The sequence below is a fragment of the Agrobacterium tumefaciens genome (assembly GCF_005221325.1).
Taxonomy (GTDB): Bacteria; Pseudomonadota; Alphaproteobacteria; order Rhizobiales; family Rhizobiaceae; genus Agrobacterium.
Genome location: NZ_CP039889.1, coordinates 1,453,664 through 1,472,912, shown reverse-complemented (window position 1 = coordinate 1,472,912; position 19,249 = coordinate 1,453,664). Strand labels below are relative to the sequence as shown.

General features: G+C 58.3%; 27 protein-coding genes. 26 read left to right on the top strand and 1 reads right to left on the bottom strand.

Annotation, left to right across the window (positions count from 1 at the left end; all coding sequences use genetic code 11):
• The first annotated feature begins 13 nt into the window (after positions 1–13).
• From CFBP5499_RS21675 to CFBP5499_RS21600, 17 genes are all read left to right on the top strand, one after another.
• Positions 14–355, top strand: a complete 342-nt coding sequence (locus CFBP5499_RS21675; RefSeq protein WP_080828366.1) for a capsid cement protein — start codon at positions 14–16, stop codon at positions 353–355.
• Between the two features lie 13 nt (positions 356–368).
• The gene (locus tag CFBP5499_RS21670; RefSeq protein ID WP_080828367.1) at positions 369–1,322 is read left to right on the top strand and encodes a major capsid protein; all 954 of its coding nucleotides are present in this window, start codon (positions 369–371) and stop codon (positions 1,320–1,322) included.
• A gap of 12 nt (positions 1,323–1,334) precedes the next feature.
• Positions 1,335–1,859: a hypothetical protein gene (locus tag CFBP5499_RS21665; RefSeq protein WP_080828369.1), complete on the top strand. Its 525-nt coding sequence runs from the start codon at positions 1,335–1,337 to the stop codon at positions 1,857–1,859.
• Between the two features lie 95 nt (positions 1,860–1,954).
• Positions 1,955–2,425, top strand: coding sequence for a phage protein Gp36 family protein (locus tag CFBP5499_RS21660; protein ID WP_080828372.1), 471 nt, complete (start codon positions 1,955–1,957; stop codon positions 2,423–2,425).
• Entirely contained in the window at positions 2,422–2,907 is a 486-nt protein-coding gene (locus CFBP5499_RS21655) for a Gp37 family protein (protein ID WP_233284545.1), read from the top strand. The genes CFBP5499_RS21660 and CFBP5499_RS21655 overlap by 4 nt, the downstream gene beginning before the upstream one ends.
• Positions 2,908–2,920: 13 nt before the next feature.
• On the top strand, positions 2,921–3,142 hold the full coding sequence (locus CFBP5499_RS21650; protein WP_003491976.1) for a hypothetical protein: 222 nt from the start codon (positions 2,921–2,923) through the stop codon (positions 3,140–3,142).
• A gap of 3 nt (positions 3,143–3,145) precedes the next feature.
• Positions 3,146–4,405, top strand: a complete 1,260-nt coding sequence (locus tag CFBP5499_RS21645) for a phage tail sheath family protein (protein ID WP_080828376.1) — start codon at positions 3,146–3,148, stop codon at positions 4,403–4,405.
• Positions 4,406–4,420: 15 nt separating this feature from the next.
• Positions 4,421–4,933 carry a phage major tail tube protein gene (locus CFBP5499_RS21640; RefSeq protein ID WP_080828379.1) on the top strand — a complete coding sequence of 171 codons (513 nt, stop codon included), beginning with the start codon at positions 4,421–4,423 and terminating at the stop codon, positions 4,931–4,933.
• Positions 4,934–4,974: 41 nt separating this feature from the next.
• Positions 4,975–5,292: a hypothetical protein gene (locus CFBP5499_RS21635; RefSeq protein WP_080828381.1), complete on the top strand. Its 318-nt coding sequence runs from the start codon at positions 4,975–4,977 to the stop codon at positions 5,290–5,292.
• 81 nt (positions 5,293–5,373) lie between these two features.
• Positions 5,374–5,739: a hypothetical protein gene (locus tag CFBP5499_RS21630; RefSeq protein ID WP_080828383.1), complete on the top strand. Its 366-nt coding sequence runs from the start codon at positions 5,374–5,376 to the stop codon at positions 5,737–5,739.
• A 26-nt stretch (positions 5,740–5,765) separates the two neighbouring features.
• Positions 5,766–5,903: a hypothetical protein gene (locus tag CFBP5499_RS30130; RefSeq protein WP_175416848.1), complete on the top strand. Its 138-nt coding sequence runs from the start codon at positions 5,766–5,768 to the stop codon at positions 5,901–5,903.
• 85 nt (positions 5,904–5,988) lie between these two features.
• Positions 5,989–8,469: a tape measure protein gene (locus tag CFBP5499_RS21625; RefSeq protein WP_080828385.1), complete on the top strand. Its 2,481-nt coding sequence runs from the start codon at positions 5,989–5,991 to the stop codon at positions 8,467–8,469.
• A gap of 4 nt (positions 8,470–8,473) precedes the next feature.
• Positions 8,474–8,950 carry a phage tail protein gene (locus tag CFBP5499_RS21620; protein WP_080828387.1) on the top strand — a complete coding sequence of 159 codons (477 nt, stop codon included), beginning with the start codon at positions 8,474–8,476 and terminating at the stop codon, positions 8,948–8,950.
• The gene (locus tag CFBP5499_RS21615) at positions 8,947–9,216 is read left to right on the top strand and encodes a tail protein X (protein ID WP_080828389.1); all 270 of its coding nucleotides are present in this window, start codon (positions 8,947–8,949) and stop codon (positions 9,214–9,216) included. The genes CFBP5499_RS21620 and CFBP5499_RS21615 overlap by 4 nt, the downstream gene beginning before the upstream one ends.
• 2 nt (positions 9,217–9,218) lie before the next feature.
• Positions 9,219–10,217 (top strand): phage late control D family protein, encoded by a 999-nt coding sequence (locus tag CFBP5499_RS21610; protein ID WP_233284544.1) that lies wholly within the window; start codon positions 9,219–9,221, stop codon positions 10,215–10,217.
• Positions 10,198–10,629: a hypothetical protein gene (locus CFBP5499_RS21605; protein ID WP_080828391.1), complete on the top strand. Its 432-nt coding sequence runs from the start codon at positions 10,198–10,200 to the stop codon at positions 10,627–10,629. Before CFBP5499_RS21610 ends, CFBP5499_RS21605 begins: the two co-directional genes overlap by 20 nt.
• Positions 10,629–10,892 (top strand): PAAR domain-containing protein, encoded by a 264-nt coding sequence (locus CFBP5499_RS21600; RefSeq protein ID WP_080828393.1) that lies wholly within the window; start codon positions 10,629–10,631, stop codon positions 10,890–10,892. The genes CFBP5499_RS21605 and CFBP5499_RS21600 overlap by 1 nt, the downstream gene beginning before the upstream one ends.
• 29 nt (positions 10,893–10,921) lie before the next feature.
• Here the strand turns inward: CFBP5499_RS21600 and CFBP5499_RS21595 are convergent, their stop codons facing one another.
• The gene (locus CFBP5499_RS21595; RefSeq protein ID WP_080828395.1) at positions 10,922–11,851 is read right to left on the bottom strand and encodes a hypothetical protein; all 930 of its coding nucleotides are present in this window, start codon (positions 11,849–11,851) and stop codon (positions 10,922–10,924) included.
• 119 nt (positions 11,852–11,970) lie between these two features.
• Here CFBP5499_RS21595 and CFBP5499_RS21590 point away from each other — a divergent pair, with 119 nt between their 5' ends.
• The 9 genes from CFBP5499_RS21590 to CFBP5499_RS21550 all read left to right on the top strand — a co-directional run bounded on the left by CFBP5499_RS21590 (position 11,971) and on the right by CFBP5499_RS21550 (position 19,141).
• Positions 11,971–12,378, top strand: coding sequence for a baseplate (locus CFBP5499_RS21590; protein ID WP_080828397.1), 408 nt, complete (start codon positions 11,971–11,973; stop codon positions 12,376–12,378).
• Entirely contained in the window at positions 12,371–13,504 is a 1,134-nt protein-coding gene (locus CFBP5499_RS21585; RefSeq protein WP_080828399.1) for a baseplate J/gp47 family protein, read from the top strand. The genes CFBP5499_RS21590 and CFBP5499_RS21585 overlap by 8 nt, the downstream gene beginning before the upstream one ends.
• Entirely contained in the window at positions 13,497–14,156 is a 660-nt protein-coding gene (locus tag CFBP5499_RS21580; protein ID WP_080828401.1) for a phage tail protein I, read from the top strand. The genes CFBP5499_RS21585 and CFBP5499_RS21580 overlap by 8 nt, the downstream gene beginning before the upstream one ends.
• 3 nt (positions 14,157–14,159) lie before the next feature.
• Positions 14,160–15,374: a phage tail protein gene (locus tag CFBP5499_RS30530; protein ID WP_233284543.1), complete on the top strand. Its 1,215-nt coding sequence runs from the start codon at positions 14,160–14,162 to the stop codon at positions 15,372–15,374.
• A 10-nt stretch (positions 15,375–15,384) separates the two neighbouring features.
• Positions 15,385–15,942, top strand: a complete 558-nt coding sequence (locus CFBP5499_RS21570; protein WP_080828403.1) for a hypothetical protein — start codon at positions 15,385–15,387, stop codon at positions 15,940–15,942.
• Positions 15,939–16,214: a hypothetical protein gene (locus tag CFBP5499_RS21565; RefSeq protein ID WP_080828405.1), complete on the top strand. Its 276-nt coding sequence runs from the start codon at positions 15,939–15,941 to the stop codon at positions 16,212–16,214. Before CFBP5499_RS21570 ends, CFBP5499_RS21565 begins: the two co-directional genes overlap by 4 nt.
• 137 nt (positions 16,215–16,351) lie before the next feature.
• Complete coding sequence (locus CFBP5499_RS21560; RefSeq protein ID WP_233284542.1) at positions 16,352–17,926, top strand: SGNH/GDSL hydrolase family protein; 1,575 nt, start codon at positions 16,352–16,354, stop codon at positions 17,924–17,926.
• 31 nt (positions 17,927–17,957) lie between these two features.
• A complete protein-coding gene (locus tag CFBP5499_RS21555) occupies positions 17,958–18,182 on the top strand; it encodes a hypothetical protein (RefSeq protein WP_080828407.1) in 225 nt (74 codons plus the stop codon).
• A 164-nt stretch (positions 18,183–18,346) separates the two neighbouring features.
• The gene (locus tag CFBP5499_RS21550) at positions 18,347–19,141 is read left to right on the top strand and encodes a DNA adenine methylase (RefSeq protein ID WP_080828408.1); all 795 of its coding nucleotides are present in this window, start codon (positions 18,347–18,349) and stop codon (positions 19,139–19,141) included.
• The last annotated feature ends 108 nt before the right edge of the window (positions 19,142–19,249 follow it).

Sequence of the window (19,249 nt, the reverse complement as noted above, 5' to 3'; positions counted from 1 at the left end):
AGAGGTCTCCGCAATGCAGTATTTCCAGTCCGTCTTCAGCGACACGCTGACCGCCACCACAGCCTTTGATGCCTATGATCTTGTCGATTTCAACGACGCCAAGATCACGGTGGATGATGGCCCGGTGAAGGCCGTGGCGCTGAACCCCGCCACACCCGGCCTTGATGTCGCGGGCATGATGATTGGCCGCACGCGCCTGCGCGCCCGTGGTGCCATCGCCAAGGGCGACAAGCTCATTTCCGCAGCGGCCGGGGGCGTCAAGACCGCCGCTGGCAATTCCGTCAACGTCTTCGCCCGTGCGCTCACCGCTGCGGCCGATGGCGAATTCGTCGCCGTTTTCGTCTTCGTCAAGTAAGGAACCCGCTTTAATGACCACACTCAACCAGCGCTCTGCCGCAGTTGTCGATCCGATCCTTTCGACGCATGCACGCGGCTATCGCAACTCAACCTTCATCGCTTCGGCGCTTCTGCCGCGTGTTTCGATCCCGAATCGCTCGATGCTGACAATCAAATTCGGCAAGGAAGCATTTCGCAAGCTCAACACCCGCCGTGCGCCCGGTTCGGCTACCAAACGCGTTCAGTATGGTTATGCGGCTGATCCTGTTTCGCTTGTCCAGGACAGTCTGGAAGGCATCGTGCCAACAGAACACCAGCAGGAAGCCGAAAAGGTTCCGGGCATCAATCTCGGCGCTGGCGCCATCAACATGGTGTTGGATGTGCTTGATCTCAATCTTGAGATCGACAGCGCCAACATCGTTCGCAATGCGGCGAACTACGACGCCAACCATAAGATGGCGCTGGTCGGTGCTGATCGCTGGACCGACCCGAACTCCGATCCGAAAGCCGACTTCGACGATGCGAAGGAAATGATCCGCCGAAGCATCGGGCGTTATCCGAACACGCTGGCGCTTGGGCCAAGTGCGGCCAACGCCTTGAAAAAACACCCGAAGATCAAGGAGCAGTTCAAGTACACGTCGAAGGACAGTATCTCCGACGACATGCTTGCGGCCTATTTCGAGGTGAAGAAGGTGGTTGTCGGTGCTGCTGTCTATCTGCCGGAAACGGCGACGGACGCCGATCTGGCGAATGATGTCTGGGGCAACGACGCGATCCTCGCATTTGTGCCGGAGACCGGGGACAATTTTCAGGTTCCGTCCTTCGCCTACACCTACGAACTTCAGGGCTATCCTCAGGTCGAACAGCCCTACTATGAGCGTTCGATCAAGTCGTGGGTCTATCCGACCACGGTTGAGCGCCGGCCGATCCTCACGGGTGCCGAAGGCGGTTTCCTCTTCCAGAACGCTGGCGCGGCTGCGGCCTGATAGGGGACGATCATGGACGACAAGGAATTTTCCGTCACCCTGACCGGACCTGCCAAGGTCCACGGCGTTAGAGAAAAGGCTGGCAAGACCGTCACCGTTTCCCCGACGCTGGCGCTCCAGCTCGCGGCCTCCGGGGTCATCAATCCCGAGCTTGCCGAGCAGCTCTCCAATGCTCTCGATATGTCGGACACCGTTCTGGAGATCGATTTCCAGAAGGCGGTGGAAGATGCCGCCGCTGGCCGGATCGACCTGCTGAAGGCGGATCATCTGCTCGATACCGCAACGCTCGAAAACCGGATTTTCGATCTGACGCATGAACTGGACCGCGAAAGGAGTGCGGTCGGCACTGCCGTCGCTGATCTTCAGGACGAGCTTGTCGAAGCAGGCGAGAAGATCGCGGATCTCGAAACTGCCCTGACCACCGAAAAGCAGGCCAAAGCCGACGCGGAAACCAAACTGGCGGAGGTGCAGGCCGAACTGGCGAAGGTTGCCGAGCAGTCGGCAGACAAGGCGAAGACGCCCAAGACCCCCAAATAAGGCCCGTTCCGAAGTCTCCCAAGCCGGGCCTTTCGAGCGGGATGGTTCACCACATCCATCCCGCTCGTTTTCACTCTCACCCATGGACGTAACCGATGCCACGTTTTCTAACGGTTGACGAATTTACGACGATGTTCGGCCTTGCCGAAGTCTCGCAGATCGCGGGCATCGGCAATCTGAACGACATGACCGGTCGCACGCTCGACGTGGCGAAGATCGAAACCGCCATCACCTTTGCCGAAGATATTCTTGTCGGTTATTCCCGCGCCCGTTACGCCGTCATCGAAACGCTCACCCCCGAAACCACGCCGCAGCTCGTCAAGGGACTGATCGGTGACGTTGCCCGTTACCGGCTGCGCGACAAGTCGGGCGGACAGGGACAGGTCGAGACCACAGTACGCGAGCGCCATGACGCCGCTATGTCGAACATCAAGGCCGTGGCCACCGGAAAATTCGAGCTTCCGATTGCTGGCGAGCCGATCAATGGCGAGGCCGGATCGACCCGCGCCGACGCCATTATACCGCCCTCCCGCGTGGCCGGTATTTTGTTTGGGTGGAATTCATGAGCGAGGTTCTGCGCACCGCCCGCCCGCCGCTCATCATCGAACAGGTCGAAGATGCGCTTCTGCCGCACCTGAAGGAAAACGTCTCTGGCCAATGCAAGGTTGAGAATTTCCCGAACGATCCAAAGCTCTACGATTTTTCGAACCTGCCCGCAGCGTTGCTTATCCACTACGCCGGTTCCCGCTATGCGGCCCCGAAAGGCCCTGCCAACACCGCACAAGCCCGCGCCATGGAATGGTCGCTCGTGCTGCTGGTCCGGTCGCTGCGCGGTGAAGGCGGCGCTTACACCCATCTTGAGGATATCCGCCTTGCCGTGCAGGGCCGATCCTTTGCTGGTGCTGGCCCAGTCGTCATGACCCGCGACCAACTCATTGAAGAGGTAGACGGCGTTTGGCGCTGGGAACTCCGCATTTCCTTGCCGGTCCCGGCCGTCGCCCGCCACCATCTCCAACCGCCGATCCGGCCCGCAACCGCAACCCCCTGAAGGAAAGAAGGATATGGCCAAGACGCCTTTGAACCGCAAATCGTATCGCTACAGTGGTCCGGTCACGCCGCTGGAAGCGGACGGAACCACCCGCATGCTCTTTCCCGGCACGTCCTACGCCGATCTGCCGGAAGACAACGACACAGTCAAAAACCTGATCGCCCGCAAGCTGCTCATTGTCGAAACCGGCAAGGATGATGCAGCGCCTGCTGACGCATCCGCTGAAGGAGCCTGAGACATGGCGGCAACTTTCCATCACGGCCCCGAGGTCATCGAACATAAGGACGGCGTAACAGTCGTTCGCGACGTGAAATCCGCCGTCACCTACGTCAACGGCACGGCCCCCATTCAGGACGTGCACGCCACGGCTCTGGCGCGGGAAGACTACATCAACAAGCGCGTTATCATCCGCTCGCGGGCGGAAGGTGCGGCGGCGTTCGGCGTACACAAGGCCGGTTACACGATCCCGGCCGCGCTCGATGCGATCTTCGATCAGGGCGACGGCGGCACGATCATCGTCAACAACGTCTTCGATCCGGATGTTCACAAGGAGGGCGCGAACCCCGATCCCTCCAAGGTGACGACCGTTGACATCAACGGCACGATTTCGCCTGCCGGTCTCGCTTCCGGTTTTTCTGGCGCCTACGAGTGCTACAACAATTTCGGCTATTTCCCGAAACTCATCATCGCGCCGGGTTATTCGCCTGCAGCGACGGTTCGCGCCGAAATGGACGTGGTGGCCAGTCGCCTGCATGCCTTGGCGATTGCCGACCTTCCGCTTGGCCTGACGAAGCAGCAGGCCGTCGCGGCTCGCGGCGCGACCGGCACGGCGAACACTTCCAGCGCCCGAACGGTACTGACCTATCCGCATGTCGTCATCGAAGACACGACAGGGGCTGCGGAAACCCGGCTTGATCCGCTGTCATCGCGGCTGGCTGGCGTCATCATTGCCACCGATCTCAACGAAGGCTGGCAGAATTCGCCGTCCAACCGAGAAATCAAGGGCGTTGTCGATCTGGAAGTGCCGATCAACTTTTATCCGTCCGACTACCAGAACGATACCAACTTCCTGAACGAAGCCGGTATCGTCACCGCCATGCGATCCTTCGCAACCGGCATCCGGGTGTTCGGCAACCGCTCGACGGCGTTCCCGACCTCGTCCCATGTCGAGAACTTCATTCATGCCCGCCGCATCCTCGACATGATCCACGAGGCGATCATCTTCTACACGATGAATTACGTGGATCGTCTCGGTTCGCCCATGACCGTCGAAGCGGCAGAAGAAGGCGTGAACGCCTATCTGCGCTCGAAAACCGATATCGCCATCTACGGCGGCACCTTCCGCTTCGACCGGCAGAAAAACACTGCTGAGCAGATCGCGGACGGGAAGTTCTTTTACCGGCTCGAATGCCACCCGATTTCGGTCATGGAGCGCATCACCATCGACTCCTATGTCGATACGAAATTCATCTCCAACGCGCTTTCGCTCGCGGCCTGACAGGAGGCATAATCCATGGCACGTAAAATCGGTCAGATCACGCAGTCCGACTGCTACATCAACGAGGTGGATGTTTGCGGTCGCGTGGCGGAGCTGGACATGGGCGAAATCGCCCATGCCGAGATCGAACACCAGACGCTCGGCATGATCGGCGTCCTCAAGCTGCCCGGTCGCCCGGTGCAGGCGATTGACGGCAAGATCACCTTCGAATGGCTGGATGAGGAAGTGTCCCGCAACATCCTAAATCCGACCAAGGTGAACAAGCTCCAGCTTCATTCCTATGTCGATGTATTCGATGGCGAAGGACTGAACAGCAACCAGTCCCATACCCTGATCACCCATATCGGCTTCCAGATGATGAAGACGGGCGGCCGCACCGCCAAGCTCGGGGAAAATCTCGGGCAGGAGCACGATATTTCCATCAGCTCCTTCAAACAGTCCGTCTATGGCGGCGAAACCCCGATTATCGAATTTGATGCGTGGAGCAATATCTACCGCATCAATGGCGCAGACGTCTGGCCGCGCTGATAGCGCGTCCGGGCACACCTTGAACCCGTTCTGAGGAACCTATGGTAAAGCGATATCTCTCAATTCCTTATCTGGCGCTGTTTGGCGCGGCGACCTTCGTGCTCGCCTCTCTATTCTTCACGTCGCCGGTCCCGGCCGCGACGGAAAGCCGAAGCGATTTCTACAGCGTTATCGTCAGCACCGACAATTTCGGCCCCTTCGTCATGCATGTTTCCCCGGTCACCGTCGCGTCCATGGAGGTGGACGAATTCACGCCCTGGCATCAGGCAGTCAGGACGGCGCACCCTCTTGCCCCTGAATATGCCGAAAGCCTGAAGACGGACGCGCTCAACTTCATCGAAACCCGCATGCGCTGCTGACGCGGCAATCCTTCCTGACTATCGGGCCGCGTTAGAGGCGCGGCCCTTCTTTCAAGTTCTAACGTCACACAGGAGACAACCGTGGCAGAAGAAGTCAAACTGACCGGCGTTCGCGCTAAGCTGAAGGCCCACAAGGATGCCAACGCCGGCAACCGCACCGTCACACTGGATGAAAGTGGCGTCGTTTGCACGGTGCCCAAGTTCATCAATCACGGCAAGTGGATGCGAGCACAGCGCATCGCCAAGCGCGACCATGCCAAGGCGCAGGTTGCCTTTGTTGCGGAAACTGTTCTCTTCGAAGGCGAAAAGCTGAACATCACCGAAGTTTCCGAGCTTCTGTCCGCTGGCGATACGCTCCAGTTGATCGGTGAAGTCTTCGGCGGCGATGATGAAGCAGAAGGCGCTGGCGAAGATGGCGAGGGAAACGGGACGACGCAGACGAAGTAAAACTGTCCGATCCGGCCCAGCACGTCATGATGGTGCAGCAAGGCTGGACAGAGCGTTACCTTGATGCCATGAATGAAGACGAATTCTGTTTCTGGTATGAAGAAACAGTCGCCTTGGAAGAGGCGAAGGCCGAAGCGATAAAAGCAGCTTCAGGCAAAGGCTGACCGGAACCGAGTTCCGGTCATTTCCCTCAGGATAAAATGCGATCTCTGGTCCGGGGTATTCCGTCCCGACCGGAGACGCACGCGCATGAAGTTCCAGATGATTTTCGAGGGCGTGGATCGCGCCAGCAAAATCATGAACAAGCTCAAGGCCGCCGAAGACAAGACGGCGAAGGCCATGCGGGCGGGTGCAAAAGCTGGCGCTGCCGCTTCAGCCGGTGCCACGCGGGCGACGGAACGTCATGCATCTGCACTTTCAAAAATCGGCTCCATCGCCCGGTCGGCTTACAACGGCGTTGTTGCAGGTGCGCAGGCCGCCGCCCGTGCGACCGTTGCTCTGCACAATAAGACCATTGCGTTAGCTAAATCGGGTTTAGGGCAAGTTGCCTCCGGAGCCGGAAAAACCTTTCGGGGACTGGCGCTTGCCGCAGGGGTTGCGACCGTCGCGGTCGGAGCTGCTAGTTTGGCTGCGGGCCAACTGATCGGCACCGCATCAAAATTCGAAAAATTCCAGACCATTCTCGAAACAACAGAAGGCTCCAGCGCCAAAGCGAAAGATGCGATGGCGTGGGTGACCAACTTCGCCGCGAAAACGCCGTACGAACTGGACGGCGTTATGGACAGCTTTGTGAAGCTGCGAGCGTATGGCCTTGACCCCACTAACGGTCTACTTCGTGATCTTGGTGATGCCTCCGCCGCGATGGGGAAGCCGCTCGAACAGGCGGTGGAAGCCATCGCCGACGCCGTGACAGGTGAGAATGAGCGCCTGAAGGAATTTGGTATTCGTGCCGCCAAAGATGGCGATGAGATCGCGTACTCCTACACCATCAACGGCCAAAAAAGGATCGCCAAGGCACTGGCATCGGACCCCGGCGGCATCCAGAAAGTACTGCAAAAAATTATGTCTGATCGCTTTTCCGGAGCGATGGACAAGCTATCCCGCACATGGGAGGGCATGATTTCCAACCTTGGCGATCTGTGGATGCAATTCCAGCTCGCCATAATGAACGCCGGTCTTTTCGACTGGATGAAGTCAAAACTTGAGCTGGTTCTCGCCACTGTCAACCGTATGGCGGACGATGGCACCCTACAACAATGGGCGACCTACATCAGCAACCGCCTTGTGACAGTGCTCACTGCGGCATGGGAATTCGCCACCGGCGTCTATCAGGTGCTCTCACGCCTTGGCGAATACCTTTCTGTCGCTGCTGAATATGTCGGCGGCTGGGAGCGCCTTGCTGCTATTCTCGCGGGTATGGCCTTCGCGCCGATCCTGATTTCCACAGCTGCCGGTCTCGTCCAGATCGCCATGGGCCTATCGATGTTGAGTGCGGCGCTGATGGCCAATCCCATTGCGCTTGCCATTGCCGCCATCGTCGCCGGTGCAGCGCTGATCTATCTCAATTGGGAGCCAATCAAGGCGTTCTTTATCGATCTTTGGAACTCGATGGCCAATGCCGCGACCAATGCCTGGAACACCGTCAAGGGCTGGATCGGCTTTGATCCTATGCCCGTTCTTTCCAAGCTTTGGGATGCCCACCAGCTACTCGCCGCAATGGGTATTGAAGCGTTACGCGCCCTTGTAGAGGCGGCATGGAACAATCTTAAAGCCGTCCTTGAATGGTCTCCTGTCGAGACGATTTCGAGGCTTTGGGCTGGCCTGTCCACGGCAGCAACAGGGGCGGTGGAAAGCGCGTTTGCGGCTGTGGACGCCGTTTGGTCGCGGATCAAGGCGTTGTTCGAATGGTCTCCTGTCGAGGCGATCCAGAAGTCGTGGGCCGGGATTTCCGATGCGCTTGGCGGCTTGATCGACGGCGCAGCCGCCCGAGCTGGAGCAGCATGGGAAAAGGTCAAATCCGTTTTGAGCTTCAGCGGTGATGATACCGCTGAAACGCCAGCCGCGCCCGTCACCATGACGGACGCCGTTGCTTTGCGCGAAAACGCGACCGTCGCCATGCAGAAACTTGCCGAGCTGGACGCCGCAGCCGCCAAACTCGTGCCGTCGATCACCGATGTCATCGGGCAGGTCCGTAGCTATCTTGCCGGGGTATCGTTCTACGATCAGGGCGCAGCGTTGATGGACACCATGGCGGCGGGCATGCGGGCGCGTGCCGCTGTTGTGGTCGAAGAAATCCAGCGCATGACGCAGACGATACGCGATCATCTGCCGTCCTCGCCTGCGAAGATTGGACCGCTTTCGGATATTCACCGCCTGAAGTTTGGCGAGACCATAGCCGGGTCGATCCGGGCAGAACCGATGGTGAAGGCCATGCGTGCTGCGACCGCCGCCACCATGGCGGCCGCCGCGATCTCCGCGCCCAACGTCGCCACTGCATCCACCGGCGCTGACGCCGCCCGTGCGCAAGTTGCCCGCGCTTCCGTCCAGTCCGCTGCGTCGGGTGGCTCCGGTAACATCTACAATTTCCAGCCATCTGTGACGGTTCCGGCCGGAGCCGGTGCGCCCGCCGATGTCAAGCAGGCTGTGCTGGAGGCGCTACGAGAAAGCGGCCGGGAATTTGCGGCCATGATGGAAGAAGAGGATCGCCGCAGGGGCCGAAGGGAGACATGAGGCAATGATCTATCTGCTCGGCTCCATTCCCTTTGGCGTTGCGCCCCTGACCGGTCCCGTGTCGCACGGTATCGAGCGGGCGGGCACATTCGTCCAGCACGCCACCACGCGGGGCAAACCGGCTCTTCAGGAAATTGGCGAAGAACTCGATACGCAGTCCTTCAGCTTCTTCTTTTCTGAGGAATTCTGCGACCCGGCTGCCGAGCGGGCGAAACTGGAAATCGCCTTCGCCATCAAGTCGCCGCTGCCCTTGTCGCTTGGCGACGGCACTTTTACCGGCAAGCGCTATGTGATCGAAAGCCTGTCGGTTGGTATCATCAAAACGAACCGCAGTGGCAGTCCCGTTAGAATTGAGGCCACCATGGGCCTGCTGGAAGACCCGCTGGCTGGCGGCTTGTTTGAGCAACTGACCTCCATCGCCAAGAGCCGGGCCACGGCTCTCTCCGGCAGTGCCACCACCAATCCGCAGGTACGCAAATGACGGTGAAGCTGACGGGGGAATATTTCGAGCACAAGACGATTGCCGGTGACCGATGGGATTTGCTGGCCTATCGCTATTACGGTGACCAGTACAAACAGACGGTCATTCTTGAGGCCAACCGGCACCTGATCCTTGATGACCTGGCTGTGCAGCCGCTTCTGCTTCCGCAGGGTGTTGCGCTTAAAATTCCGGTCATTGAGGAAGAGGCCGCAAACACCAGCCTGTTGCCGCCGTGGAAGCGCGACAACCCGGATTATGGTGTCTGACCATGGCGACGAAACCTTATTTCTCGCTGATCTACAGGGGCGTGGATATCTCATCAGATATCAAGCCCATGACCACGTCCATCACCTATACCGACAAGGCCCATGGCGAGATCGATGAAATCGATGTGACCGTGCAGGACAAGGACGGCCTCTGGAAGAACAGCTGGTTCCCTGAAAAGGGCGACACCATGACGCTCACCATTTACGATGGCTTGGGCGGAGAATTGCCCTGCGGCACCTTCGAAATGGATGAACCGGAAGCCGCCGGAAACCGTGGCGGCGATACCATGACGATACGCGGGCTTGCCGCGCCGATCTCGAAACCACTCCGGACACAGAAAACCCGCGCTTTCGAAAAACAGTCGTTGCGTCAGATCGTGGAAAAGGTCGCGGGCGAAAACAGTCTGTCGGTCGAAGGTGACATCGAGGAGCAAATGTTCCAGCGTGTCACCCAGCGCCGGGAACGCGACCTAGAGTTTCTAACGCGACTTGCCGAAGACACCGGGCATTATTTCAGCGTGCGGGCCAAACGGGCGATTTTCACGAGCATCAAATCCGTAGATGGGCGCGCCGCCGCCCTGACGATCAGCCATGCGCAGCTCGGGCTGCAATTGCTGGATTACCGTTTTCGCTTCCAGACCGACAAAACCTATTCCAAGGCCAAGGTGACGGCCATGGACGAGAACCAGAAAACCAAGATCGAAGCCGAAGTCGAGGATAGCGACGTAACAACTGGCGACGTGCTCAATATCACCGGGGAACGGGTCGAGAATGCCGCGCAGGCCGAAAAGCTCGCGAAATCACGCCTGCATCGCAAGAATCGGAAATCACTCTCCGGATCGGTAGAGATGGTCGGCAATGTTTCGGCCGTCGCCGGCGTCGTGGTCGAGACCAGCGGTTTCGGTCGTTATGACGCGCTTCTGGTCATAGACAGTTCCAGACACACCATGAGCCGCAGCGGCTATACAACGGGGGCAGAGCTTGTCAAAGCGAAGCGATAGCGAATACGGGCAGAACCCGACCGCACGGCGCGGGATCGTCGTTGACCGAGATCCGAAGACGATGCGTGTCAAGGTCCAGTTTGAGGACGAAGACGAGCTGGTGACGCAATGGATCGACGTGCTCGCCAAATCATCGACTGGCGTTTCCGCCTTCCAGATGCCCGGTGAGAAAGACGAGGTCTGGTGCGCCATGGATGCGAAGGGCGAAAGCGGCTGTGTGATAGGCTCCCGTTACAATGCCAAAGATGCGCCATCGGGAAACGCCAATGATCAGGTCGTTTTGCTGTTTGCTGGCGGTTATGTGCGACTGGAAACGGGCAGCGGCAATCTGGACCTCAAGACACCCGGCAGCGTCAATATCGAGGCGGCGGGCGACTTCACCGTCAAGGCCGCGAAAGGACACCTTGCCTGATGCCGAAGATCGTTCGTCTTGGTGATACATCCACGCATGGCGGAACCGTGATCACCAGCGCCGCGAACTGGACCGCCGAAGGAGCATTGATCGCCCGGAAAGGCGATATGCATTCTTGCCCAATTCCCGGCCATGGCGTCACACCAATTGTCACGGGTTCGGGAAAGTACAGTTGCGAGGGAGCGCCCATCGCCCGCGACGGCGATATCTGCGGATGCGGCGCGGTCTTGATCTCCGGAGCATCTAAATGGGAATGCGACTGAGGCGGCAAGAATATGGGAAGCGACCATGCTCACATCGCGGCTGTACCTGATGCCGGAAAAACATATGTGCCGAGCTGGCGCTCGAAACGTCTATATTCTTCATCAATCGCATTCAAAAAGCCCTCAAGTGTGTGAAAAGTGAACTCAACTCTGTAGGCTTTTGCTCGGATTTTATAATCTGGTGATAGGTCGGGAATGCGGTCCACTAAACGCTTCAACGCCTCAAGAATTACGTAAAAATCGGTTCGACTATTCGCGTAATACTCAATTGCGGGGCCATCGTGCCTAATACCAAAGTTAGAATTTAGTCCCTGCAGGCGAATGACGAACGTGTCGATAGAGTGTTCGATTGTCGGAAATGAGTATGCGGCGGTAAACACGCCAGTGCTTTGGGCGGAGTAAAGTTGTTGGTGCTCAGGACCAACTTGGAAGTCATCATGAAAATAGTAAACCGTCAGACGAAGTCCGTCCGCTAGCCCTTTCAGTTGAGAGAAAAATAGGTTTAAATCCTCATCAAACTCCTTGTTAGAGGCGTCCTGAAGCCGCTTCTCGTGTTCAGCCACCAAGATGGCGGTCTGTTTTTCGAACAAACTTGTCGATGCCCTTGTCTCTTTGACCTGCTCTTGAGCGACAATGAGCTGCTGCTTCATAAGCTCTTGCGTTTCATTTAATTCTTCACGTTGCGCTGAGAGTTCTTGGGACTGTATGTACACAGCGCCAGCCAGCCACAAAAACGCGAGAGGGGCAAAAAAACCTGCCAGAGTGTCGCCCACTTCGTTTACAGGGCGGCAAGCGAGGTAACGATAGTAGAACTCCCAAAACTCACGATCACTAGCCACGGCAGGTGCGCAGGCCTCTGTATCGCCGATGAGCATGAAGGCGAAGGGCAAGTAGATGAGTGTCGCAACACTCAACGCGATCTTGACCCAGTTATCCCACATCCAGCGCAAAAACTTCATTCCCTTGCCCTTTTCCCGATTTCCCGCTACAGTTCTGCCACTGTCGATAGCTGATCGGCAAGCCTGACCGGAACCGAGTTCCGGTCATTTTTGTTTGTGGCGTGCGGCACTGTCTCCGCATGATCGACAAGGATAAAATCACCCACCGCCATTGGTCCATGAAGGTCGGCCGCGCCGATCCTCAGACCGCTATTGCGCCCGACACCTATGGCGAGATCGTCACGGCGGTCGAAGACCTGTCGCAGTCGATCACCAATCTTATCCTGACGCCGAAATACTCGGTTCCGACCGAACCGGAAAAAGGCGTCGATATTCTCGGCTCCATCGATCGGCACCCGGATATCGGCATTCCCTATCTGACCCGCGAGATTTGGGACGCGATCACGATTTGGGAGCCGCGTGTCACCGTCGAGCGTGTTGTGGTCGGCATGGTGCAATTTTCGCATTTCCAGACACAGGTTTTCTGGCGGCCGGTTCAGTCCGTGCTGGACGATCTTCAGGTAACGGAGGTCGTTTACAATGGCTGATCCCGTCAAGCGGACCCTTGCAGAACTGCGCGCCAATGGCGCTCCCGAGTTCTTCGAGCGTGATCCTTCTGTGCTGAAGGCGCAGTTCAAGGCGAAGTTCGAAGAGGTTGCCAACCGCACGCTCTATCCGGCGCAGACGGAAATGTACCTGATCGAAGTCGCGGCTTACGCCCTGTCGCTTCTGAACGAGGCGGCGCAGACCGGCGTTCTTCAGAACACTGTCGTTTTCTCTGAAGGCGTCCACCTTGAAAACCGCGCCGCCAACGTCTCGACCTTCCGCCTTCTTGCGCAAGCCGCCGTCACCACCATCGAGTTTCGCCTGTCCGCCGTTCGCCTGCTCGACACGGCAATCCCGAAAGGCACCCGCGTCGGTGCTGGCAATGCCGTGACCTTCGCCACCGATTCGGATCTCGTCATTCCGGCCGGGATGCTGGCGGCGACCGTTGGCGCGAGAGCGACGGCAACCGGCGCGACATGGAACGGTCTGGGTATCGGCAAGGTGACGGATATTCTTGATCCTGTCGCATTCGTCGCCAGCGCCAGCAATCTGACGGATATTTCGGGCGGGACCGACATCGAGGAGAAAGAGCGTTTTCGTCTGCGCGCCGCCAATGCGCTTCACACCATCAGCAAGGCCGGTCCGCGTGACGGCTATCGCGAGCATGTCATGGCGGTCAATCCGGAGATCGTGGACGTTGCGGTCATCCGGCCGGAACCCGGCCATATCGATATTTACCCGCTGATGAAAACCGGTCTTCCATCGAATGAGCTGAAGGCGGAAATCCTCGCCTACCTCGATCCGAACACCCGCCGCCCGATGGGTGATTATGTCGTTGTCCATTCTCCGGAGCCGGTCAATTTCAACATGGCGCTGACGGTCCGCGTTCGCGAGGCGGCGGCCGGTCAACAGGCGCTGTTCGAAAGCGTGGCGCAAGCAGCATTCCAGCCGTGGACACAAGAGCTTGGCCCGCAGATCGCGCCGTCCGTCATCACCTCAGCGCTGAAGGCCATGCCGCGTGTCGCGGACGCCAAGCTGACCAGCTTTGATTTCACCGACCTTGCCGCCCACCAGTTCCCGGTTCTGGCATCGCTTGTCGTCAATATCGTGGTGGTGCCGAATGAGTGATTTCATTCCTGCCATCCTTGTGCCTCCCGGCATCAGCGATCAGCGCGACCGCGATTTCATTGAGGCGTTGTCGCAGACGCTCGCAACCTTCCGGCCGTCCACCCTTGTCGTTCAGGACGCCTTGACAGCACCGGCTTCCCTTTTGCCGATCATGGTTGTGGAAGCCGCATTGCTCGATTTCATCTCTCCGGACATGCGTGAGGATTTGCTGCGCGCCATGATCGACGCCGCTCCGGAAATTCACGCCATGCGCGGGACCGTGGCTGGCGTGAAGATGGCGTTAGAAACCATCGGCGTTTCTGCCCGCTGGACGCAATGGTGGCAGGAAGAGCCGAAGGCGTATCACGATACGCACAAGGTCGTTCTGTTCATCAACGATACCGTCATCAACGGCCATGCACCGCTTGATCTGCCCAATCAGAAGGCGGCGGCGCGGATCATCGCCGCCGCCAAGCGGCACAGTCAGGACATCGCCATCCAGTACGGCGTGCGAGGCGAAGCGACCCTCCGTCTTGGTGCGGCGTCCCGGCGTGGCCGCACCGTTCGCATCATGGCTCCGCAGCTCGGGGACGCGGCCTATTCGATTTCCACCTTCGCGGGGACCGGAGCCTATGCGCTCCGCTCGATCCGCATCAACGCAAAGGCAGCTTGAGGCATGGCGCAGGCTTATTTTTCGCTCGTCACCAATACCGGTAAGATCAAACTGGCACAGAGTGCTGCTGGTGGCGATCCTGTCGTTATCACCCATTTTGCCATCGGTGACGGCAACGGGGCCGAAACCAATCCGACCGCCGCCAGCACGGCGCTGGTCCGCGAGGTCTGGCGAACGGCGGTCGAAAGCGTCGTTACCGATCCTGATAACCCCTCCGCCATTCTGGTGACGGCGATCATTCCGACCAATGCCGGTGGCTGGTGGATGCGCGAGTTCGGCATTTTCGATCAGGCCGGATCGATGATCGCAGTGGCAAAGCCCGTCAGTCAGTACAAGCCTACCGCACTTGAAGGTCAGCTCGAAGACATCCGTTATGAATTCCAGATCATCATTGGTGAAAACGCCAATGTGACGCTTTTGGTCGATCCTTCCATTGTCTTTGCAACGCGTGCGTGGGTCGAAACCCGCAAAGTGCCGATGAGCCAATTAACCCGCCTGCCGTGGCTTCCCGTTGCGTCTATGACGCTCTCCAGTGCTCCGGGAAATCCGCTTCTGGGCGATACGTACGTGGTTCCCTCTAACGCAACGGGCATTTGGGCGGCCAACGTCGGCAAACTTGCTGAATGGACAGGTAGTGGCTGGAATTACATTTCTCCGCCAGATGGGCACGGGATTGGCTTGCCTGACGGCCGTATCTTTGTTCGAATTGCCGGTGTTTATACGTCTCTTGCCGCAACCCAAAGCGAAGTCAATTCCGGCCAGGTCAACAATCGTTTTGTCACCCCCGAAACTCTGGCGAAAGAGCGTCCTAGTTACATGTCGGCACGGTCTGGCAGTCAGTCGATCCCCGCTGATGTCTGGACCACCCTGTCAAGTTACTCGGCGGCCCCAACAAATTTTAGAGGGGCATCTACCTTCTCTGGCGGCGTATTGACCATTGGCGCAGGTGATGAAGGACTTTGGATAGTTACCCTTTCTGCTGCGGAGTTGGGACTTGGGACCTTTGGCCAAGCAACACGCATCACCCTTAACAACCTTCCTCTTTGCTCCGATGGGGGCCAGACCAATAACGATCTTTCCTATGGCCGATCCGCCAGTAGCGCGGTCGTTCCCTTGGTCGTTGGTGACGTGGTGCGGTTTCAGTTGATCCAGACCACAGGCTCACCCCGAACTTTCGATGAATACACCCTGAGCGCCGCTCGTCTCGGCGCAGCGTAGGAGACCCCTGATGAGTAACAGTCTGGTTTTGTCACCCGAAGATGTCTCGCTGCTGGCCCGACATTTCGCATTGGGTGAGACGGCCTCGTACGAAGACGGAAAACTGGTGGTAGATCATACCCTTTTCGAGGTGATTTCGGGGGTTGTTGCCGTACCTGGATGGCAGGGGCCATTGCTTCTCGACATAGTCAAAGCCGCTCGTGTTGAAGTTTTGAGAGCTGCTTGCGAAGCGACCATCACTGGCGGCTTCAAATCGTCGGCGCTCGGTGCTGCTCATACTTACCCGAGCGATATGAAGGCGCAAATCAACTTGATGGGTTCGGTGACGGACAGCTTTATGCCGAACTTGCCACCCGATTGGCAAACGCCGTTCTGGGTCTGCGATGCTGCTAACGTGTGGAGTTACAAAGCGCACAGTGCGCCGCAAATCCAGCAGGCAGGCCGCGACGGCAAGGCGCTTGTAGTCAGGTGCCAAGCAGCGCTCGATGAGCTCACCGCCCGCGTCCTTGCGGCAGCTACGGCCGACGCTGTTACCGAGATCATGTGGACTGAAGGAGCAGCCGCATGACAGAGCATATCAACACTACAGCCGCCGTTTTCGTTGCCGCGCCGTTCAGCCCTTCGGGGGATTTCACGGTGCAGGCGCAAATCCCGCAGGGGTCCAAGGCCCGGGTCGATATCAAAGGTCGTGCGGATGCTAACGCGCCGTGGGTCGTACTCGGCACGATCCGCGCCAGCACCGCGCCGCCCATGCTGCGCTTCGCCAAATGCCCGCTCGTGTGCCTCGATATGTCGGGCAACGGCGACGGAAAATCCATCAAGGCATGGAGTGGCGAGTGAACGGGCTTTCGGTACCAATCACGATCCCGATAGCGTTGCCAGTTGGTCTGCCGTCAGTCGCAACGGCGTTAGGAACTGCCGCCGCGATCATCGAGATTTCGACGCTGGATTTTAATGAGACCGTGCAGGCAGGCGACGTGCTTGCCGCGCTTTCTGTCTATGACGCGGCAGCGGCCCTCTCTGTTGCCAATCTGAATTTTAACGAGACAGCGCAGGCAGGCGATGTGCTCTCTGCCTTGGAGGTTGGTATGTCCTGGACATTCACGCTGATCGATGACGCCGGAGGCCGTTTTGCCCTTTCCGGCAACAACCTTGTGCGCGGGCTGACGGCGCTTGATCACAAGACGACACCGGCACCGACCATTACCGTCGAGGCGACGGATGGCAAGCGCGTGCGCCGCAGAACCTTTGTCGCCAACGTTCGGGGCGTCAACGCATGGTCGCCAATGCACGCCAAGCTCAATGCAGGGCAAAACGCCGTACTACACATAAATGGCGACAGCACAGCTTATCCGGACACGGGCATTTTCTATCGCTTGGTGCGGGCCATTGGCGAGATGCATGATGCCACGGTGATCATCTACCGGTGGGCGGAATGGCAGACTAACGCCGCCACCGGCCCCAAGGCTTACGCCGATCCAGTTACGCTCCGGATCGGCACACGCGGCACGCTCGCCGTCTATCTCGCCTCACTGCCGGGTGGCATGGCAGGTTACATGTTTGCCGATCAGCGCGCCGCCGCGCTGGCGATCCCCACGCCCGATCTTTGCATCATGCATCAGGGCCACAACATGCAGAGTTTCGAGCTTTCGGGCGGCGATGTCCGGTACGTCTCGGGCAAATCCTGCTTCCTTGGTCCAATCGGGATGACCTGCCTGAAATGGCCGGGCGTGCCGCAGATCATAACCACCCAAAATCCAAAGCGTAGCAGCACTGGCTACGACAAGGTGCGGGCGGCAATTCTAGAGATCGGCGCATCGCTGACCGATATCATGGTCATCGACACGCATCAGGTTTTCATGGACGCGGGCAAGCCAAGCGACTGGTATCTGGACGATACTCACCCCAATGACGCGGGCTATGCTGCGATAGCGGATTGCCTCATCGCCAGCTATCGGGGCTCGACCCCGGTTGCCGGATTTATGACCGCACCATGGCCGCTGACAGCGGCAACCAATTTGCATGTGAACCCGGATTTTTCGAACTGGACCGGCGCTGTGCCCCTTAATTGGAGCGCACAGGCTCCAGCGACGGCGACAAAAGACACCAACGTTAAGTGGCCGGGTTTTGCCCACTCTTTTTCCATGGTGCCCAACGGCAATGCTGCTGCGGGCATGGTGCGGTACATCCGCACAACCGAGCTGACCCCGCTCTTGGGTAAGCGCGTTACCGTCGCCATCCTTTTTTACACTGTGGCGGGACAGCGCAGCCCAACGATCAACTGGGTCGTAAAGTCGGGCGGCTCTGTCCGGACGCTGGTTGGAGCTGCTTTGCACTTCGGCGGCGCTGGCGATCAGGTGACAGGTGGGTGGATGATGGCGGTCTTTCATAACATCCTCATCGACGCCGATATCGATGCAAACGGATTCAACACATATTTCTCGATCCGCCCCGGTTTTGGCGTCACGGCTCCCACATCGAACCTGCCTCTACGGCTTCAGAAAATCGTAATGGTCGAAGGCGACAAGCCGCGAATTGCGCTTGCGGCCTAGAAAACTACCGATCTCTTGAAAGGCATCCATTATGAAAACAGTTGAATGCTACCGGGCCGACAATGGCGAACTGGAAAAGAGCCTAGATCGGGCCAAGGCGCACGACCTTCATTGGGCGCTACCCAAAAGAGATAGTCAGGTCTCCAGCGAGAAGGTTCTGGATTGGTTTCAGTGCCTCCGGATCATGGAAAACGCAGACCTCGTGATGCAGCACCTGAAGGAATTCATCGAGCTGCGCGGCAAGCCCAATTCCTGATCGGAATAGCCACCCGGTTTTGACCGGGTGGCTCGGGTGTTTCCACGCACCCAAGCAACGGGCCTTAGTTTGCGACCAGACCCGTTAGACAGCGACACAAGATAACCGTCACACCCGTACCCTGCAGGGCGGGTTCCTTGTGACTGACTCGCAGGCTTTTTGAAATGGTAAATCTAACGCCGGTTGCTCCGGCTGCACCTGCCGCTCCCTACATTGGTGGCAAGCGCGTTCTCTCGAAAACCATCATCGCCAAGATCAACGCAACGCCTCACGAGGGCTATGCGGAAGTCTTCGTGGGCATGGGCGGCGTCTTCCTGCGCCGTGATCTCCAACCGCGTATAGAGGTCATCAACGATATCAGCGGCGACGTGGCCAATCTTTTCCGCATTCTTCAGCGCCACTATCCGCAGTTTATGGAAACCCTTCGGTTCCAGATCACGTCACGGCGCGAGTTTGAGCGGCTCTCGAAAATCGATCCTTCGACGCTCACCGATCTGGAGCGCGCCGCCCGCTTCCTCTATCTCCAGCGCACTGCGTTTGGCGGCAAGGTGGCAGGGCAAAACTTCGGCGTGACGATGACCGGCGCTCGCTTCAATCTTCTGAAGCTCGCCCCACAACTGGAGGCGATCCACGAGCGGATGGCAGGTGTCGTCATAGAGCAGCTGCCGTGGCGAAAATTCATCGAGCGCTATGATCGGCCGGGGATGCTGTTTTATCTCGATCCGCCTTATTGGGGGAATGAGATGGACTACGGCACCAACGTCTTCGGCCGCGAGGAGTTCAGCGAGATGGCCGATGTTTTGAGCGGGATCAAGGGGCGCTTCATTCTTTCCCTCAATGCGGTCAAAGGCGTCTATGAAACCTTCTCTGCATTTAGTGTCGAGGAGGTTGATTGCACCTACTCGCTGAGTTCGACCGGCCAGAAAGCCGTCAAAGAAGTCATCATCGCTAACGTGTAGTGAGAGCAGGCACGGCGGTCGCTGATTGCCGTGCCTAGAAAAATTTCTGTCCAGAAGTTATTTCATTTCTGTCCAGAAGGCGGCGGCGCGCCACACTATCTCAAATAC

Excerpts from the sequence above, each read along its gene's own strand:
- CFBP5499_RS21675 (WP_080828366.1), top strand. The coding sequence starts at position 14 with ATGCAGTATTTCCAGTCCGTCTTCAGCGACACGCTGACCGCCACCACA.
- CFBP5499_RS21670 (WP_080828367.1), top strand. The coding sequence starts at position 369 with ATGACCACACTCAACCAGCGCTCTGCCGCAGTTGTCGATCCGATCCTT.
- CFBP5499_RS21665 (WP_080828369.1), top strand. The coding sequence starts at position 1,335 with ATGGACGACAAGGAATTTTCCGTCACCCTGACCGGACCTGCCAAGGTC.
- CFBP5499_RS21660 (WP_080828372.1), top strand. The coding sequence starts at position 1,955 with ATGCCACGTTTTCTAACGGTTGACGAATTTACGACGATGTTCGGCCTT.
- CFBP5499_RS21655 (WP_233284545.1), top strand. The coding sequence starts at position 2,422 with ATGAGCGAGGTTCTGCGCACCGCCCGCCCGCCGCTCATCATCGAACAG.
- CFBP5499_RS21650 (WP_003491976.1), top strand. The coding sequence starts at position 2,921 with ATGGCCAAGACGCCTTTGAACCGCAAATCGTATCGCTACAGTGGTCCG.
- CFBP5499_RS21645 (WP_080828376.1), top strand. The coding sequence starts at position 3,146 with ATGGCGGCAACTTTCCATCACGGCCCCGAGGTCATCGAACATAAGGAC.
- CFBP5499_RS21640 (WP_080828379.1), top strand. The coding sequence starts at position 4,421 with ATGGCACGTAAAATCGGTCAGATCACGCAGTCCGACTGCTACATCAAC.
- CFBP5499_RS21635 (WP_080828381.1), top strand. The coding sequence starts at position 4,975 with ATGGTAAAGCGATATCTCTCAATTCCTTATCTGGCGCTGTTTGGCGCG.
- CFBP5499_RS30130 (WP_175416848.1), top strand. The coding sequence starts at position 5,766 with ATGATGGTGCAGCAAGGCTGGACAGAGCGTTACCTTGATGCCATGAAT.
- CFBP5499_RS21625 (WP_080828385.1), top strand. The coding sequence starts at position 5,989 with ATGAAGTTCCAGATGATTTTCGAGGGCGTGGATCGCGCCAGCAAAATC.
- CFBP5499_RS21620 (WP_080828387.1), top strand. The coding sequence starts at position 8,474 with ATGATCTATCTGCTCGGCTCCATTCCCTTTGGCGTTGCGCCCCTGACC.
- CFBP5499_RS21615 (WP_080828389.1), top strand. The coding sequence starts at position 8,947 with ATGACGGTGAAGCTGACGGGGGAATATTTCGAGCACAAGACGATTGCC.
- CFBP5499_RS21610 (WP_233284544.1), top strand. The coding sequence starts at position 9,219 with ATGGCGACGAAACCTTATTTCTCGCTGATCTACAGGGGCGTGGATATC.
- CFBP5499_RS21600 (WP_080828393.1), top strand. The coding sequence starts at position 10,629 with ATGCCGAAGATCGTTCGTCTTGGTGATACATCCACGCATGGCGGAACC.
- CFBP5499_RS21595 (WP_080828395.1), bottom strand. The coding sequence starts at position 11,851 with ATGAAGTTTTTGCGCTGGATGTGGGATAACTGGGTCAAGATCGCGTTG.
- CFBP5499_RS21590 (WP_080828397.1), top strand. The coding sequence starts at position 11,971 with ATGATCGACAAGGATAAAATCACCCACCGCCATTGGTCCATGAAGGTC.
- CFBP5499_RS21585 (WP_080828399.1), top strand. The coding sequence starts at position 12,371 with ATGGCTGATCCCGTCAAGCGGACCCTTGCAGAACTGCGCGCCAATGGC.
- CFBP5499_RS21580 (WP_080828401.1), top strand. The coding sequence starts at position 13,497 with ATGAGTGATTTCATTCCTGCCATCCTTGTGCCTCCCGGCATCAGCGAT.
- CFBP5499_RS30530 (WP_233284543.1), top strand. The coding sequence starts at position 14,160 with ATGGCGCAGGCTTATTTTTCGCTCGTCACCAATACCGGTAAGATCAAA.
- CFBP5499_RS21570 (WP_080828403.1), top strand. The coding sequence starts at position 15,385 with ATGAGTAACAGTCTGGTTTTGTCACCCGAAGATGTCTCGCTGCTGGCC.
- CFBP5499_RS21565 (WP_080828405.1), top strand. The coding sequence starts at position 15,939 with ATGACAGAGCATATCAACACTACAGCCGCCGTTTTCGTTGCCGCGCCG.
- CFBP5499_RS21555 (WP_080828407.1), top strand. The coding sequence starts at position 17,958 with ATGAAAACAGTTGAATGCTACCGGGCCGACAATGGCGAACTGGAAAAG.
- CFBP5499_RS21550 (WP_080828408.1), top strand. The coding sequence starts at position 18,347 with ATGGTAAATCTAACGCCGGTTGCTCCGGCTGCACCTGCCGCTCCCTAC.